Below are 16,587 nucleotides of genomic sequence, written 5' to 3'. Positions count from 1 at the left end.
CCCGAACGCTGCCGCGTCCACCGCAAGCCCGGCTCGCGAACGTGACGACCACAAGATCGCCCCTCAAGGATGAGCCGAGATGGGCCACACATACGCCGTTTCCGAATTTCGGTAAAGTGGAATATTTTTGTAGGAAGGGGTTGACGGGGTGGCGGGTGTTTTGCCCGACGGGTCGTGACCCGGCACCCCTTCCGCGGAATGAACGGACTCGGGGCGCGATTTCAACGCGCCGGCGGCATCAGCGCACGCAGGATACCCGGCTTCCAGGCCTGGCGCGCACTGTCGAACGCCGCGAAGTCGTGATCAAACTGCCAGTAGGCCCATGACCAGCCGAGCCGGTCGGCGCTTCTCGCCACGAACGACAAATACCGCTGCCGGCTGTCGGATGGCGCACGCTCGTACACTCCGAACTCGCCGACATAAACCGGGCGCTGCTCTTTCTCCGCCCAGAGGCTCATCTTCCTGAAGTCGGCGGCAGCCTTGGCTTCATCCTCCGGGCTGCCCCAGTCCAGGGGCCCGATCCGCGAAAACGTCGGAGACCACGGCGCGCCCTGATGGGTGAACCGTATCGGCGCGTAATAATGAAACGTGACGATGAGATGCCTGTCATCGGCCGGGAGAACCAGCTCGTCCACAGGGATCTCATCGGTGTTGAGAACGGCGGCGATGACCGGCCGTTCGGGATTGGTGCGGCGGATGATGCCGAGACATTCATTGAGAAGCGAATTCCAGCTGGCGGAGCTCATTTCTCCACCAGGCTCGTTCAACACTTCGAAGACGAGTGCCGGATATTTGCCGGCATAGCGCTCGGCGATCTGCCGCCAGAACGCCTTGAGCTTCTCGGCGCATTCGGAAACGTCGCGTTGGCAAAGGTGGGTATCGTGCTCGTCGACGATGGGGACGAGCTTTCTCGCGAGAACCTCCTCGATGACGGCGTCAAGCCGCCTCAGGACGATCTCGTCCAGGACATTCCCCGGGCCCATGAACTTGAAGCCGAAGAAATTGATCCTGACATGCGCGAACCCGGCCCTCTTGATCGCGGTCAGATTGTCCAGGCGAAATGGCGCGTTATGGCCGCCTTCCCAGATTCCATCGTAGCCGAGAATGTTGATACCGCGACCCAGTTTTTGTGAGTCACGAGAGGCGGCCTGCTCGGCCCCGTGGGCGTGGGAGAACAGCGATGCAAGGAAGAACGCCGCGGCCGCAAGATTGAAGCTTCTCGGCCAACTAGCGTGCTTGGCGGTCATACTGCTTCCATTCCTAAAGCCTGGAATTCCGTCGATCGCACCGGCCTGCACGTCGCGAAGAACAGCCCCACCAGGAGCACCGACGTAAACATCGTCGAGCGAAGGAACGTCGTCTCCGTAAAATTGGTCTGAAAACTGAGGACGACGAATCCGATGATGAGGGCACAATGCGAGCGGTCGATCGTGCGAGCGGAAATCAGATGGAGGATCTTGTGCGAGAACAGGAGGACGCTCGCGGTAAAGAGCGTATATCCCAGAAATCCGGTTTCCATCAGGATCGCGATGTAGCCGCTGTGATAATTGTCGAGCACCCAGCCGTGATTCTGTTCGAAATAATCGTAGATCGAGGGGATTGTCCAGAAGCCGTTGATGCCGAAGCCGAGCAGCGGCGCATCGTTGAAATGACTTATCGCGTAGTGCCAGATGAAGGTCCGTTCGGTGAAATCGATACTGGCATCGCCGATATGGATGGCATCATATCCCGTCGCGTAAAAATACAGGATCAGAAGTCCGGCCAGAATGCACATGACGAACGGCAGGAGCGCATAGAGCCTCATGCAGCCGACCGACCACATCGAGGTCACGAGCATGGCGCAGGCGGCCAGAGCGACAGCGCCGGCGCCGCGCGATTCCGACGCGAAGACACAGGTTGACGCCAGCAGGAACACGGCGAGGAAAGCCAGCCACCCCTGCCCCGTCATCTTTCGATAGCAGGCCAAGAACATCAGATACGCGCCGACGAAGCCGAGCGTCTGCTTGGATTCGTAGACGCCCTGCCATTGACCGTTATGCATCCAGCTGTGGTCGATCCCGATGTCGGGCACGGCCAACGCACAGACAGCCGACGCGGCGACCAATATGAAGAGCCCAAGGGCCGTGGCTTTCACGATCTCGTCCAGGTCGACGCGCGTGACGAGGCAGAATGCGCCGAACGTCGTCATCGCAAGCGCCGCGCTCTTCATGATCGCCGCGACGCTCAGGCTGGACCAGAACACCGAGACAATTGCGAAGGCGTAGAATGCGACCAGCGCCACCAGATCGGGGTTGACCTGCAACCGCAGGCGTGGCTGCACGAATGCACTTGCGTAGATCAGGACGCCCCACATCAGAAGGGCTATGGCCTGTTGCAGAAAGCTCAGCTCCGCCGGCAGCAGCGCGGCGTTGAAGATGCCCATCGATGCGACCACGTTGATGGTGATCGAACAGCTGATCGCGACCCTGGCTATCTTCTCGACGCCAACGCTGCGCGTCGTCCAGATCGCGCTCCCGGGTGCCCCGGAATCCACCTCGGTCTGCAGGCTGGCCATGAGATGACCTTCCTTAAGCGCGGTTAATAATTTGCTAGCGCAGGCCGATCTCCATCGCTGCGACGCGACGCCGTTGCGAAATTAACGTTTTGGTAACGATATGAGCCTTGCGCGAGGCGTTAATGCAAACTGCACGCCGCCGGTGTCTCGCCCGTAACGACCCTGCTATAAAGCGCAGGTCCGGCTCGATCGACCCGTCCCGAGCTATCCGGTTTCCCTGGTTGTGCATGAACAAAGCTAGCAACACGTTCGACATCGCCATCGAGCAGGGATTCGACTTCCTGTCGCCGGATTACGCGGAGCTGTTTGACAACTCGGCTGCCACCGCGTTCCAGCATCCACTTTGGCTGGACACCCTCTACACCCGGCTCGCGTCTCATGCAGGCGCAACGCCTCTGGTTGTCGTGGTCCGCCACCGCGCGACGGGCGCCCTTGCGATGGTGCTGCCCTTGCTGCGGATCCGGCGCGGCCCGATACGGACCGTCGAATTCGCCGACCTCCGCGTCTCCGACTATCTGGCGCCGGTGTGCAGCCCGCAACTATTTTCCGAGCTGCTCAAGGACGAGAGTGCGTGCGCAGAAATCAGGTACCTCGTCCGCCCGTTCGATCTGCTCCGAATGACCAAGCTGCCGGACGGACGGCTTCCGATCGAGAACCTCCTGGCTACGCCCCGCCGCGTCGCGATGGACTCCAACGCTTACGCAACCGTTCTCGTCGCGCCGTTCGAGCAATGGCGCGCCAGTGCGATGGACCGTTCCTACCAGAAGGAGCTCGCAAAGAAATCCCGGCAGCTCCAGAAGAAGGGCGATCTGAGTTTTTCATGCTGCAGCGACAGCGCCTCCGTGATCGAGGCGCTGGACGTGATGCGCAAATTCCGCGGTCCGCGCTTTCAGGCGCAAGGCGACGGAGATCTGCTCCAGCGCCCCGAATATTACGGCTTCTATTCCGAGATGGCGCAGCGCGGCCTCGGCTCCTTTGTCCGGCTCTACGCGATGAAGATGGATGGCGAGGTGATCGCCGCCGTGCTCGGGCTCTGCCATCAAGGCAGCTTCCTCGTCATCATGAGCGCCTTCGACATTGCCGGATACAAGAGCCAGTCCCTGGGCGCGCTGATGTTCGAGCAGGTGGCGAAGGATTGCATCGAGCGCGGGGATCAGATGCTCGATTTCACCATCGGTGACGAGCCCTACAAGAAACTGTTCGGCGCGCAGCCTTCGCCGATGTGGGCGGTTGCGCAGGCCGGCAGCACCGTGGGCGCCATTTCCTTGTTCGCACTGAAACAGGCTCCCTGGCTCAAACTGGCCGCGAAGCGAATGTCGGAGTTCAAGCTTCTGCCGACGCGGACGTCGACGCCCACGCGCTGACCGGACGAGGCCCCCGACGATACGACGGTTCTCAGGCGCGTAGCGCGCTTCGAACATGCGCGAGCCAGCCTGGCCGCATCTGATCGACGCGGTGGGTGATCCTGCGTCGCAGGAAGTGCAGCCGCCGCCGCACGTCCCAGCCGATATCGTTGCGGGACGTCAGGGCCTGCCGGAAGCGCGCCATCTTCAGTGACTGCTGGTCAGCCGCGACCTTGTCGGGGTCGGAATAGAATTCCGAAATCTTGTCCTGGCTCATGCCTTCGGTCACGAGCCAACGTGGCGCATATTCGGTGCAGAGGCGGTCGACGTCGACCAGCAGGCGGGCAACGCCGGTGCCGGCGGCCGGGCAATTGGTCTGGAACGCATCGCCGATGAGCACGACGCCGGGCTGGAGATGCCTTTCCACGACGGACAGGTCCATCACCCAATTCTGCACCCGGTCGATCACGTGAAAATCGCCAAGGTAAGGCCGCAATCCGGGCAGCAGGCGCAACACCGTCGCTTCCGGTTCGCGGCGCAGCTCGCGCATAACAGGATCTGCCGCGTCGCGGAACATGAAGAGGTTTGCCCGCATGCCGGCACGCACGGGAAACAGGCTGAGATAATCGATGCCGTCCGCCGTGCGCTCGCCGTAACAGGTCAGCGCCTCGAAATCGAACGGCACATCGTCCCGGCGCGCGATCGTGAATCCAAACGTGACCGAATGGCGCTCGGCCAGCACCCGCCGCTTGATACCGAGCTTGTAGCCGAGAACGCCCGCCATGCCCGTGGCCAGCACGACAAGGCGCGCTGTCATGCGCCGCCCGGACGCGAGCTCGATATGCTGGATATCGTCGCTGCAGTTGACGGCCGTGACCTCGTCGACGATCAGGCTGGACGGATCAGGCAGTTGACTGCGCGCCATGGCGACGAGATCGGCATAGGCTAGTCCGTAAGCCCGGCCGACGCTGACATCGACCACCTTGCCGTCCCTGATATTGAGCACCTGATCATATCGGCAGGCCACCTTGTCGAGCGCGTCGAGGAAGCCCAGCTTGCGCAACATCTCTAGCTGATGGCCACCGATTTTCTCGACCCGGAACTCGTCCGGATGGACGGCGCGCTTGTCGACGAGAGCGACTCGATGCCCTGCCCGCGCGAGCACGGCCGCCGCGAGCGAGCCCGCAAGGCCGCCGCCAACGATCGCGATGTCGGCGACGATCGTCGAAGTGCCCACCGCGGCGTTCGGCTCGGTCACGTTGCTATCCGCCGTCATTGTCCAGGCTCCCACGGTCAACGATGGTTGCCCGTGCAATTCTCTCGCCTGATGTCGCATCGCAGGACCAAACGCGATCATTTCTCGATATCTCGGTTAATGCAGCGGAGACCTGCCGGCCCGATGAGATCCGGCACGCGCCTTGCTCGGGATGGCCATTCCCGGCGAGCCGGTCCGCATTCCAGCGGCTCATCTCGCCTCATTGGCCGTCGATGCGGCGCTATGCCGCCACGCGATCGGGCCGCACTATGCTCTATCTGGGACAATGGGATCAGCAATGTTCCATAGTGAAGCAACAGGCATGGCCGCGACGTCGCCGCGGTCGGCGGGATCATGGAGGCCGCCATTAACACTCGCGGTTTTTCGCCATGCTAGGCTTTTGCAGGTAATCGGAAAAATGTCTCTTCAGGGGAAGTTGCCTCTTAAATTTCCATGATCGAATCCATCGTCCAATTTATGCGGCGCGACGTGACGCGCGGTGTTGCCGGAACCATCCTTCTCAAGGTTGGTAGCGGCGCGCTTGCGTTCGCGTTGTTCTCGCTTGCGGCACGAACGATGTCGCCCGATGGGTTCGGCATCTTTGCGACCTGGCTTTCGGTGGCCCAGATGGCCGCGGTCGTCGGTCTGGTGGGCCAGGAATCGCTGCTGGTGCGATTTCTGAACGAGTATCGGGTGGGAAATCAGCCCGATCTCACCAAAGGCGTGCTGCTATCGAGCCTGAAGATTTCCTCCGTCGCGATGCTGATCGCGATCGGCGCAATGGCGATCGGCGCGAACATCAAAGGCGCCTCGTGGCTGCTGGTCATCGCGGTGTCGGCCTACACGGCCGTGAATGCGGGGCTGATGCTTGGCAGCCAGATCGCACGCTCGCTGGTCAGCATTCTCATGGGAGAAGGAAACAGGGAGTTCTTCTGGCGCGTCAGCGTCGTGTTGTTCCTGCTCGCAATCATGTTCGGCCATCGCCAGCTCGATCCCGCCGAATTGATCGCCGTGATGACGATTGCCATGTCGGTCGGACTCATCGCACAGATCATCGCGATTGCGCGAACCCTGCCGGATTTCCGCGGCACGGCGGTGGGGTCCGAGACGTCGCGCTGGAGATCGAGCGCGCTTCATTTCTGGGTCGCGTCCATCCTCGAAGCCGCGAACCAGTATTTCGACGTCATCCTGGTCTACTGGATGCTGGACCCGACAACCGCCGGAATTTACTTTGCCGCTTCGCGCCTGGCCAACATCTTCGCCATGCTCTCGGCCGCACTGTACAGTTTTGGCGCACGTCGGCTCCCCTCGCTGTACTTCAGCAAGAACCACCAGGAATTCGAGCGAACGTTGCGGCTCATGGCGGAAGTGACCGCGGTGTGCGTGGTCAGCGGACTTCTCCTGATCTGGGTTGGAGGTCCCCATCTGCTCAACCTGTTCGGGCCACATTTCGCTGCGCAGCACTGGGTCCTGATCGTGCTCGCGATCGGAACGGCGTTCCAGGCGGCGGGCGGTCCTTCTGCGGCGATCTTGCAGCTGACCGGCTATGAGCGCGAGTATGTCCCCGTGATCGCCGGAAACGTCGCGCTGCGGCTGGTCGGATTTCTCGTCCTCATTCCCTGGCTTGGCGTTCTTGGCGCAGCGATCTCGGCCACTGTGTCGCTGGCGCTCGCGACCATCGCTCTCAACATCCTCTGTCGACGGCGAACCGGGGTCGATCCCTCGATTCTGGGGCTCCTGCGCTTCTCGGCATCGAAGCCTAGCGCCTACGCGGTCCGTGGCGCGGACTCCGGCGAATAGGCGTCTGTTCAGCGAGACGATTGCACGGTTTGGCAATCCGGTGCCGGTGGCGTCAACCAGCCAGCCCCAGCACTTCGCCGCGCCGCGACGCTGAGGGGCCGGCCGGCACACGATTGACGACGATGCCGGTCGGCACGCCGGCAAACCGGGAGAGCGCAGCGATTGCCCTGCGCATTGCGGCCGAGTCGACTGCGTCTTCGCGCGCGACCAGCATGACAAGATCAGCGTGAGCAGCCAGCGCCGCCGCCTCCGGCTGCAACGCCAGGGAGGTGGCGTGGACGACGATCAGATCGAACTCCGAACGAATATCGTCCGCGGGCAGCGGCGCCGGCCTCTTGCTGGCGCCCAGAAGCTCATCGACGCTGCGGAAATCTGCAGTGGTCATGCCGTCGGCCTGGCCCTTGGCAAGGCCAGCTCCGGCACCGCCGAGGTCCGGCTCGACCCGGATCAACACGCTCAGCTTCCCGGTGTTCAACGCCCATCGATTCAGCGACCGCGCAACGGTGTTGCCGCCAGCGCGCTTCCCGACCGACATCACGAGGACGACCTTGCCACGAGGTCCCGGCACCTTCTCCAGCCGCTCCAACAGCGGGCGCAGATGGGGACCGAGATCGAGTTCGGTCGTCGCGGACACCGGACCTTGCCAGATGTTTCTGGGGACTTCGCCAGGCGTCAGGTCGGGAATGCGGGCCCACACCGGTGGACGTGACCACGTCGCGGACTGGCGCGGAGTCGGTTCGGGGTCGCGGATGTCAGGAGCGGATTTGTCCGATCCGCGTCCCGTGGCGGCAACGACAGCCGTCGATGTCAGCAGCGAACCGATTGCGAGAGCGGCGAGCAGCAAAGACAGTGGTGGAAGGGTCGAGCGCAGCGGCGGAATGGCGGACGACGCAATCTTGGTCTGGGAGCTCTGCAAGAGGCGCTGCTCGTTCGTCGTCTTGGAGCGCGAGAGGAACTGCTCGTAGATGTTTCTGTTGGCCTCGGCGTCGCGCTGCAGCTCCTGGAGCCGGACCAGAGCTTGACCATCGACCAGAAGCTGCGATTCCGCCGCCTTCATCTGGCCTTCCAGCGCCTTCTGCTGTTCGCGCTGGGCCTCGTATTCCGATTTTGCGGTATCGATGCCCTTCGTCCGCTCGACTTCGATCTGCCTGTTGAGATCGGTCAACTGGCTGTACGACATGACGAGGTCGGGATGGCGATCGCCGAACACCGCCCGCTTCTGCGCAATCTGGTCATTGAGCGCCGATCGCTGTGCGCGCAGGGCGCTCAGCAGATCCTGTTTGACGGGGCTATCGACATTCGCCTTCACGTCGCGCTGTGCCTGCTCGTAGCGGGCCTTCGCCTCTTCGGTCCGGGCCCGCGCAGCGGCAACCTGCTGCGACAGTTCGGTGACCCGCAATTGCTGGGTGGTGGAATCCTTGCCCGCGTTGACGATCCTGTGCTCGAGCTTGAACGTGGCCACGGCGTCCTCTGACGCCTTCAACCGTTCGTTCAATGATTTGAGCCGGCCACTGAGCCAGTCGGCGGCTTCGTCGGTTGCATCGGTGCGGCTGCGGCCCTGGCTGGCGACGAACGCCTCGGCGATGGCGTTGGCGTAGTAGGCCGCCCGCTCCGGCCGGTTGGAGGTGAAGCGGATGGCGATGACATAGGTCAGCCCGCGACGGGAAATGTCGAGGCGGTTGCGGAATCTCTCGAGCAGGCGCGCGGGGTCGGTATGTCCCCCGGAAATGTCCTGGTCATCCCGAATCTTGAGCTGCTCGATCAGCGGCTCGAGAAAGCCGTCGGACTTCGCCACTTCGACCAGGCTTTGCAGCGCGGCGCTATCCTGCCCGATGCCCGGCAGAACGTCCTGCTCCGAGGTTACGCGTTGCTCGCGAGGATCGACCACGACCAGCGCGGTCGCCGCAAATCGCACCGGGATCACCAAGAGAACGACGACGCCAAGGGCAAAAATCGCGAGAGCGAGCGTCAGGATGCGGCGAGCATCGTCCCGCATGAAGGAGAGCGCACCCGCGGCCGTGAGCGCACCGCCCAAGCGCGCGGCGGACTCGCGTGACTCGCCGTTCGACGCATGTCGCGTCTGCCACGACGCGGCAACACCGGTCGATCCGGAGCTTGTCGGGTCTGCGCGGCGACCGAACGTCATGGATTTTACTCGGATTCAACTGGCGAACACTGTTCAGTGCCTGCTCCAACGTAAATATCTATGGTTAATCCGCGGTTACCCGCGCTTGGCGCGGTCATGACCAATTGGTTAACGCGCTCGCTTCGTTTTGTCGGGAACCAGCGGAATTCCCTCGCGAACGATGCCCTTGCGGCAGGGCGCGCATTAACTCCGTTTATTGCTAGTCGGTGTCCACGCGAGGCCCTCATGGTAAGTACGGGGTTAAGAATGCGAAAAATTCGTTTCTCTAGTGGGTCGGGATCCGTGCTCCATTACCAGCCAAACAAGGCGTTGGGCGAGACGACTGCGACAGCACTCCCGCCGCCCAACGGTGGCGGACAAAAGCTGCACGTGCTTCTCGTACAGACCCAGGCCGAGAACGCCGGTGCGCAGGAGATCTCGCGCCTGCTTGGCGCCGGACTGACTGCTCGCGGCTATCGGGTCACCAATCTGTTCTTCTTCCGCAAGTCGGATTCGTTCGATGAGCCGCCCGACACGATCTATTGCGCGTCGAGCCGGCCCGGAAATCCGCTGGCGCTGCTGCAAATGCTGTGGACGCTCGGCCGCCATATCGGGGCCACCAGGCCCGACGCCGTTCTGACGTTTCAACATTTCGGCAACGTCATCGGCGCCGGCGTGGCGCGCCTGATCTGCCGCGCGCCTGTCATCGCCAATCAGGTTTCGTCCGCGCTGTCGATGAGCTGGCCGGTCCGTACGGCCGACATCGTCATGGGCAGCCTCGGCTTCTTCGACCGCATCACTCTCAACTCGCTGGACATGCAGCGCGAGTATTCGCGCTACCCGAGGGCCTATCGCGCGCGGATGGTGCATGTCCCGCACGGCTTCGACGACAAGGCCCTCACCCTGACGAAGCAAGCTGCGCGACAGAACTTCAATTTGCCGCTGGATCGCACCCTGCTCGGCTGCGCAGCAAGATTGCACCCGCACAAGCGGCTCGACGCGGCGATCCGCCTGCTGCCGGATCAACCATCCTGGCACCTCGCGCTGGCCGGCCAGGGAGCCGACGAGGCCCGGCTGCGGCAATTGGCGGATGAGTTGAGAGTCTCGGACAGGCTGCATCTGCTCGGTGAAATCACCCCGAGTCAGATGGCGGAGTTTCTCGCCGCTCTCGACGTATTCGTATTTCCGACGCAGGCGGAGACCTTCGGCCTCGCCGCTGTGGAGGCCGCAAACGCCGGCGTTCCCTCGGTCGTCACCGATCTCCCGGTCTTACGAGAGGTGTTGTCCGTCGAAGGCAAGCCGACAGCGCTTTTCGTCGATGCCTCCGATCATACCAAGCTGTCGGCGGCTGTCTGCAGGCTCCTGACGGACCAACGACTGAGCGACGAACTGCGGCAAAACGCCAAAGGCCTGAAGCTGCGCTATTCAGTGGACGCCATGGTGGAGGAATACGTTCGAATTCTCGGCCAGGTCATTTGATCGGGGCGCATTGAAACGGGTTGGCTCGACATGACCATCGAGTTTCGCTGTGAAATTGAGCATGCGCGGCGCTGGATGGGCCGCGACACGCTGTCGGTTGACGGCCGGGATGTACCGATCCAGATCGCATGGACGGCAACGGCGGAGCCGCGGCCGACCGGTCTCGACGTGCTGTTCGAGCTCGAACGTTTGGTGTTGCACAAGGGCAAGCACAGCGGCACCGACAGGCTGAAGATCAGTCCCGACCGGATGCAGGCTCGCGCCGGCACGGCAGACGTGATCGTCGATTTCACCGGTGCCGCGCGGGATCCGAACTGCTCCGCCCGGCAGTATCTCCGTCCGCTGTTCAACGGAGTCGCAGGCGAAAACGCAGCTCTTGCCGCCATTCTCGCCGGCGATCTGCCGGTGATCGAAATCGTCGACGAGGTCGACGGTGCCATCCTCGATCGCGGCCACCCCTCCGCCGAAATCGCGGCCGGTCTGAGCGGCGGACTGGAAACCGTCATGGCGCGAACCCTGACCATGGTGGCGGCCATCCTGTCGGGACGGCCGCGCATCGTGCCGCTGATGGCACGACCCGCCCGAATTGGTAACGGCGGCCCGCCGGCGGCGTACGTCGCGCGCGGCCTAGCGACATCGATCGCCAAGGAGATCTATCGCCTCTGCTGCTATGCCCCGCACTGGCATGTCGGATGGCGTATCAACAAGGACGTAGGTGTCTGGCAGACCGGAGATCTGTCAGGCCCTCGCTGGAACGTCCTTGCCGATCCCGGAAACCACTTCTACGCCGATCCTTTTCCCATCACGTGGCGAGGAAGAACATTCGTCTTCTTTGAGGATCTCGATCACCGGGTTGGAAAAGGAATCATTTCGGCAATCGAGTTCGATGATGCCGGCCCCGTCGGAGAAGTTGTGCCCGTGCTGAACGAGCCCTGGCACCTCTCCTATCCCTTCCTGATCGAGGACGATGGCGCGTTGTGGATGATCCCGGAGAGCTCGACCAATGGGGACGTCGCCATCTATAAATGCGTTCGGTTTCCGGATAAATGGGAGCGGCACGCGACGCTGCTTTCGGGCGTCGAGCTGGCCGATGCCACGATCACGCGGCACAACGGCCTGAACTATCTGTTCGGGGCCTGGCGCGACGGCACCGGCGGCTATTCGGATTCGCTGGCGATCTACTACGCCGAGCATCTCATGGGCCCGTGGTTGCCGCATGCCAGCAACCCGGTCCTGATCGATCGCGCGAGCGCGCGGCCTGCGGGGAATTTCGTCACCATCAATGACAAATTGTGGCGCCCGGTCCAGGATTGTGCCGGCGGATACGGCGCAGCGCTCGCGCTGGCGGAAATCGTCGAACTGTCGCCGACGACGTTCAAGCAGATTGTCCGCCACTCTCTGCGGCCAGGGCCAGCATGGCCCGGCAGGAAGTTGCATACCTTGAACCGCTGCGGACAGCTCGAAGTGATCGACGGATCGCGTGTCCAACCCAAGACCCGCGCCTTCACCAGCAAATTTCCATCGGCAGTTCTGTCGCCGCGAACCAGTCCCTCTACCGCCAGCTAGCGCGGATGGTTGAACAGGTCGGTCGTGGCGTCGTCGACGGCGATATCGACCAGCGCGGGACCGCTCGATGCCAATGCTTCGGTCAAGATGGGATCGACGTCACCGGCATCGGTCACGCGCTGCCCCGGACAACCCATTCCCCTTGCGAGCGCCACGAAGTCGAGCCCGGGCAGGTCGATCCCGGGCGGGCGATGCGCCTGCATCAGCTGGCTGAAGGCGCGCATCGCGCCATAGCCTGAATTGTTCATGATCACGAAGGTGATCGGCAGGCGGCGTTGCACCGCGGTCCAGATCGCCTGGATGCAATACATCGCCGATCCGTCACCGATCAGGGCGACGATGCGGCGACCCGGCCGCGCCAACGCCACGCCGACGGAGGCCGGCAGGCTGTAACCGAGTCCGCCGCTCGCCATCGTGTAGAAGCTGTCCGCGCCCGGCCGCGGCAGGAATTGTTGAATAGCGGGACGGTGCGACGGCGCCTCCTCGACCACGATCGCATTACCCGGCATCAACGCCGAGAGCCGGGCGAGCGCATAGCCCGGCGGAATCGGATTTTGCGCGGCAGGAGCGGCAGGCCGCATCCGCGCGGCCGGCCCCTCGCGCTCCACGATGTCGGGCATCGCCGACAGCAGTCCAGTCAGCGCCTTCGGGAGCGTGCTGATGATGGTGTCACCGACAGAAGCGGATGCGGCTTCCGTCGGATCATCCGTGATCTGCCAGACCGGCGTTCCGTCGTCGAGCAATTCGCATTGTCCTTCGACGTGGAAAGTAAACACCGGCGCGCCGACCACGACGACCAGATCGGCGCCGCGCAGGGCGCGGGCGAGACCTCCCGGCGCTGCCGGAAGGAAGCCGGCGAACAGCGGATGCAGTTCCGGAAAGCTCGAACGGCTTGACATCGGGCTTGCCCAAACGGCCGCGCTCGCCTGCTCGGCCACAGCGACCATCGCGTCGACGCAGCCGCTGCGATCGATTTCCGGCCCGACAACGAAGATAGGTCTCTTGGCGGCTCGGATCGCCGCGCCGAGCCGAACGATCGCCGCCGGATCGGGCGCAAACTCCGTCGCGATGTGGCGGACCGGCGGAGCGATTGCAGGCCGCGCCCAATCATCCGACGGGACCGACACGAATGTCGGACCGCGCGGATGCTGCATGGCCGTGAGGAAGGCCTGCGCAATCGCCGCTGGAACATCTTCGGCGCGCGCCGGTTCGGCGCTCCATTTCACATAGGGCTTTGGAAACTGTGCGGCGTCCTCGGCGAAGAGGTAGGGTCGCATCCGCAACAGGCTGCGCGCCTGCTGTCCGGCTGTCACGACCATCGGCGTCTTGTTGCGGAACGCGGTGAACAGATTGCCGAGCGCATGACCGAGCCCGGCCGCCGAGTGCAAATTGACGAAAGCCGGACGCCCCGTCGCCTGCGCATAGCCGTCCGCCATGCCGACGACGCAGGCTTCCTGCAGACCGAGCACGTAGTCGATGTCGTCGGGCCAGTCGCCAAGGAAGGCAAGCTCGGTCGAGCCGGGATTGCCGAAAACACGATCGACGCCAAACGAGCGAAGCACACCGAGGGTCGCTTCCCGAACCGTGAGAACTTTCGAATTCATGAATGGCGTCCTGGTGGGCTTCGCTTGCTGCGCGATCAGAATGGATAGTGCTGCGGCTGGGTCTCGATGGTGATCCAGCGCAGATCGGTGAACTCGGCGATCCCAGCTTGGCCGCCGAAGCGGCCGTAGCCCGATCCCTTCACGCCGCCGAACGGCATCTGCGCCTCGTCATGCACGGTCGGGCCGTTGACGTGGCAGATGCCGCTTTCGATCCGCTGCGCCACCGTCAATGCACGCGCAACGTCGCGGCCGAACACGGCAGCCGAGAGGCCGTACTCGGTGTCGTTGGCGAGCCGCACGGCGTCGTCCACGCCACGCGCGCGGATCACCGAGACGACGGGACCAAAGCTCTCCTCGGTGTAGATACGCATCCAGGGCACCACGCGATCGAGCACGGTGGCAGGGACGACCGTGCCAACCCGGTCGCCGCCCACGAGCTTGACGGCGCCTTTGGCGATCGCATCGTCGATCAGTGCAACGACATGCTTGGCCGGCGCCTCGTCGATCATCGAGCCGATGACGACCGGACCGGAGCGCGGATCGCCCGCCGGAAGCGCAGCCGTTTTCTTCGCAAGCTTCTCGACAAAGGCGGCCGCCACCGCCTCGTCGACGATCACCCGCTCGGTCGACATGCAGACCTGGCCCTGATTGATGAAGGCGCCGAACGCGACCGCCGCGACGGCGGCGTCGAGGTCGGCGTCATCGAGCACGATCAGAGGCGCCTTGCCGCCAAGCTCGAGCAACGCCGGCTTGAGGTGGCGACCGGCGAGTTCGGCGATGACGCGGCCGACGCGGGTCGAGCCGGTGAAGTTGATCCGCCGCACCGCAGGATTGGCGATCAGGCGCTCGACCAGAGCGGGCGCGTCGGCCGCTGCGTTGGTCAGGACATTCACGACGCCGGGCGGAAAGCCTGCGTCCTTGAAGATCTCGCCGATCAGCCGGTGCGTTCCCGGGCAGATCTCGGAGGCCTTGAGCACGACCGAATTGCCGCAGGCAAGCGCCGTCGCCACGGCGCGAACGCCGAGAATGATCGGCGCATTCCACGGTGCGATGCCGAGGCAAACGCCGGCCGGCTGGCGAACGGACATTGCGAGACATCCCGGCTTGTCCGACGGGATCACCTCGCCCGCGATCTGCGTGGTGAGCGACGCCGCCTCGCGCAGCATGCCGGTCGCGAGCTTCACGTTGAAGGCGGACCAGATCTCCGTCGTGCCGATCTCGGCCATCATCATCCGGACGAAGGCGTCGCGCTTGGCCTCGAGCGCATCTGCGGCCTTCAGCAACAGGGCTCGCCTCGCATTTGGGCCAAGCGCCGACCATCCTGGCAATGCGGCGGAAGCCGCCGCCACTGCGGCGTCGGCATCGGAAGCGGTCGCGGCGGCCGCACGGCTTGCGACCTCCTGCGACAGCGGATTGCGCCGCTCGAACACCTTGCCGCTGGAAGCGGCCTGATCCTGCCCGTTGATGAGAAGACTGACGTCCATGAAAACCTCCCTGGTGTTGTGGCCAAGCTCAGCCGAGCAGCCGCGACTTGCCGGTTTCACGCGCGAAGCCGAGCGCGATCATCGCCGCGAGCGCGAGCGCGACGTAGTATCCCGTAATCGCGTAGGTGGAGCCCGTCTGCGCAAACAGGCTGGTGGCGACCAGCGGCGCGATGCCGCCGCCGAGCACCGTCCCGAGCTGCTTTCCGATCGACACGCCGGTGAAGCGAATGCGGGTCGGAAACAGCTCCGGGAAATAGCTCCCTTCGCTGCCGAACATCAGCGGATGGATCACCCCCGCGGCGAGGATCACCGCGCACGTCACCAGCATCGTGTCACGGCTCGCGACCACACCGTAGAATGCAAACATCGAGATGGCTGCGAGCACCACGCCGGCCAGGAACAGACGCTTTCGTCCGATGCGGTCGGACCAGGCGCCGATGAGGGGCATCGCAACGAGCCCGACGAGATTGGCAAACAGCACGGCCTGCGTGATGACGTCCTTCTGGACGCCGAGCTGACGGGTCGCGAAGGAGATGGTGAAGATGGCGGTCAGATAGAAATAGGAAGTCTGCGCCATCTCGGCGAAGAACACGATGAGGATCGGCCGCCAGTGCTCCCGCACTGCCTCGACCACAGGCGCCACTTCAGTCACCTTCGCTTCGCGGAACGTCGCGCTCTCCTCGATGCGCAGGCGCATGTAGACGCCGAGCGCGACCAGCACCGCACTGATCAGGAACGGCACGCGCCAGCCCCATGACAGCAGGTCCGCTTCCGGCAGCCGTGAAATCGTGAGCGCCGCGAACGAGGCGAGCACGACACCGACGGGTCCTGCGGCCTGGATCACCGCGGCCGAGAAGCCGCGCCGGTGCCCGGGCGCCGTCTCGATTGCCATAAGGATCGCCGCGGTCGACTCGCCGCCGAGCGCAAACCCCTGGACGAAGCGCAACGCCACGAGCGCGACGGTCGCGGCCACGCCCACGCTGGCGTAGGTCGGCAACAATCCGATCGACATGGTCGCAAGTCCCATCATGAGCAGCGTACACAGCAAGACGGACTTTCGGCCGAGGCGGTCGCCGAAATGACCGAACACCAGTCCGCCGAGCGGACGTGCCAGAAATCCGACGGCAAACGTCGCGAACACCGCAATGGTCGCCGTGAGCTGGTCGAACTTCGGAAAGAACAGCTGGTCGAACACCAGCGGCGCGATCAGGCCGTAGATGAAGAAGTCGTACCATTCGATCGCGGTGCCGATGGTGCCGGCGATCAGGATACGCCGGCGGCTGCTCGCCGTCTGCTCGGCAGTGGCGACGGTCGCAACATGACCGTCGTAGTCCTCCAATGCTCTTGTCGTCACGGTTTCCTCCTCCGGTGTCATTT

At 63.7% G+C, this 16,587-nt stretch carries 11 protein-coding genes; 4 read left to right on the top strand and 7 right to left on the bottom strand.

Features of this window, described 5'->3' with window-relative positions; genetic code table 11:
• Positions 1-221: 221 nt before the first annotated feature.
• Positions 222-1,247: a glycoside hydrolase family 5 protein gene (locus AC0L20_RS20370; protein WP_473291396.1), complete on the bottom strand. Its 1,026-nt coding sequence runs from the start codon at positions 1,245-1,247 to the stop codon at positions 222-224.
• Entirely contained in the window at positions 1,244-2,554 is a 1,311-nt protein-coding gene (locus tag AC0L20_RS20365; RefSeq protein WP_473291395.1) for an O-antigen ligase family protein, read from the bottom strand. Before AC0L20_RS20365 ends, AC0L20_RS20370 begins: the two co-directional genes overlap by 4 nt.
• 227 nt (positions 2,555-2,781) lie before the next feature.
• On the opposite strand from AC0L20_RS20365, the gene AC0L20_RS20360 reads away from it, so the two are divergent.
• Complete coding sequence (locus AC0L20_RS20360) at positions 2,782-3,918, top strand: GNAT family N-acetyltransferase (RefSeq protein ID WP_473291393.1); 1,137 nt, start codon at positions 2,782-2,784, stop codon at positions 3,916-3,918.
• 31 nt (positions 3,919-3,949) lie between these two features.
• On the opposite strand, the gene AC0L20_RS20355 is transcribed toward AC0L20_RS20360, so the two are convergent.
• Entirely contained in the window at positions 3,950-5,173 is a 1,224-nt protein-coding gene (locus tag AC0L20_RS20355) for an FAD-dependent oxidoreductase (protein ID WP_473291389.1), read from the bottom strand.
• A gap of 432 nt (positions 5,174-5,605) precedes the next feature.
• Between AC0L20_RS20355 and AC0L20_RS20350 the strand changes: the two genes are divergently transcribed.
• Positions 5,606-6,952 (top strand): lipopolysaccharide biosynthesis protein, encoded by a 1,347-nt coding sequence (locus AC0L20_RS20350; RefSeq protein ID WP_473291385.1) that lies wholly within the window; start codon positions 5,606-5,608, stop codon positions 6,950-6,952.
• A gap of 52 nt (positions 6,953-7,004) precedes the next feature.
• On the opposite strand, the gene AC0L20_RS20345 is transcribed toward AC0L20_RS20350, so the two are convergent.
• Positions 7,005-9,098, bottom strand: coding sequence for a GumC family protein (locus tag AC0L20_RS20345; RefSeq protein WP_473291381.1), 2,094 nt, complete (start codon positions 9,096-9,098; stop codon positions 7,005-7,007).
• A 282-nt stretch (positions 9,099-9,380) separates the two neighbouring features.
• Between AC0L20_RS20345 and AC0L20_RS20340 the strand changes: the two genes are divergently transcribed.
• Together AC0L20_RS20340 and AC0L20_RS20335 are read left to right on the top strand one after the other, a co-directional pair.
• Positions 9,381-10,556, top strand: a complete 1,176-nt coding sequence (locus AC0L20_RS20340) for a glycosyltransferase family 4 protein (RefSeq protein WP_473291401.1) — start codon at positions 9,381-9,383, stop codon at positions 10,554-10,556.
• A 30-nt stretch (positions 10,557-10,586) separates the two neighbouring features.
• Positions 10,587-12,122: a glucosamine inositolphosphorylceramide transferase family protein gene (locus AC0L20_RS20335; RefSeq protein ID WP_473291377.1), complete on the top strand. Its 1,536-nt coding sequence runs from the start codon at positions 10,587-10,589 to the stop codon at positions 12,120-12,122.
• Here the strand turns inward: AC0L20_RS20335 and mdlC are convergent.
• From mdlC to AC0L20_RS20320, 3 genes are read right to left on the bottom strand one after another with little or no spacing between them, the layout of a single operon-like run.
• On the bottom strand, positions 12,119-13,726 hold the full coding sequence (gene mdlC, locus AC0L20_RS20330; RefSeq protein ID WP_473291373.1) for a benzoylformate decarboxylase: 1,608 nt from the start codon (positions 13,724-13,726) through the stop codon (positions 12,119-12,121). The two genes, AC0L20_RS20335 and mdlC, sit on opposite strands and share 4 nt — an antisense overlap.
• 35 nt (positions 13,727-13,761) lie before the next feature.
• Positions 13,762-15,210, bottom strand: coding sequence for an aldehyde dehydrogenase (locus AC0L20_RS20325; RefSeq protein ID WP_473291370.1), 1,449 nt, complete (start codon positions 15,208-15,210; stop codon positions 13,762-13,764).
• 28 nt (positions 15,211-15,238) lie between these two features.
• A complete protein-coding gene (locus AC0L20_RS20320) occupies positions 15,239-16,564 on the bottom strand; it encodes an MFS transporter (RefSeq protein WP_473291368.1) in 1,326 nt (441 codons plus the stop codon).
• Positions 16,565-16,587 lie beyond the last annotated feature (23 nt).

The sequence above is a fragment of the Bradyrhizobium sp. Kon58 genome (assembly GCF_055807455.1).
This window is presented reverse-complemented; position numbering and strand designations above follow the sequence as displayed.

What these genes read in the sequence shown, in the direction of transcription:
- AC0L20_RS20355 (WP_473291389.1), bottom strand. Translation starts at nt 5,173, where the DNA reads ATGACGGCGGATAGCAACGTGACCGAGCCGAACGCCGCGGTGGGCACT.
- AC0L20_RS20370 (WP_473291396.1), bottom strand. Translation starts at nt 1,247, where the DNA reads ATGACCGCCAAGCACGCTAGTTGGCCGAGAAGCTTCAATCTTGCGGCC.
- AC0L20_RS20360 (WP_473291393.1), top strand. Translation starts at nt 2,782, where the DNA reads ATGAACAAAGCTAGCAACACGTTCGACATCGCCATCGAGCAGGGATTC.
- AC0L20_RS20350 (WP_473291385.1), top strand. Translation starts at nt 5,606, where the DNA reads ATGATCGAATCCATCGTCCAATTTATGCGGCGCGACGTGACGCGCGGT.
- mdlC (WP_473291373.1), bottom strand. Translation starts at nt 13,726, where the DNA reads ATGAATTCGAAAGTTCTCACGGTTCGGGAAGCGACCCTCGGTGTGCTT.
- AC0L20_RS20345 (WP_473291381.1), bottom strand. Translation starts at nt 9,098, where the DNA reads ATGACGTTCGGTCGCCGCGCAGACCCGACAAGCTCCGGATCGACCGGT.
- AC0L20_RS20335 (WP_473291377.1), top strand. Translation starts at nt 10,587, where the DNA reads ATGACCATCGAGTTTCGCTGTGAAATTGAGCATGCGCGGCGCTGGATG.
- AC0L20_RS20325 (WP_473291370.1), bottom strand. Translation starts at nt 15,210, where the DNA reads ATGGACGTCAGTCTTCTCATCAACGGGCAGGATCAGGCCGCTTCCAGC.
- AC0L20_RS20365 (WP_473291395.1), bottom strand. Translation starts at nt 2,554, where the DNA reads ATGGCCAGCCTGCAGACCGAGGTGGATTCCGGGGCACCCGGGAGCGCG.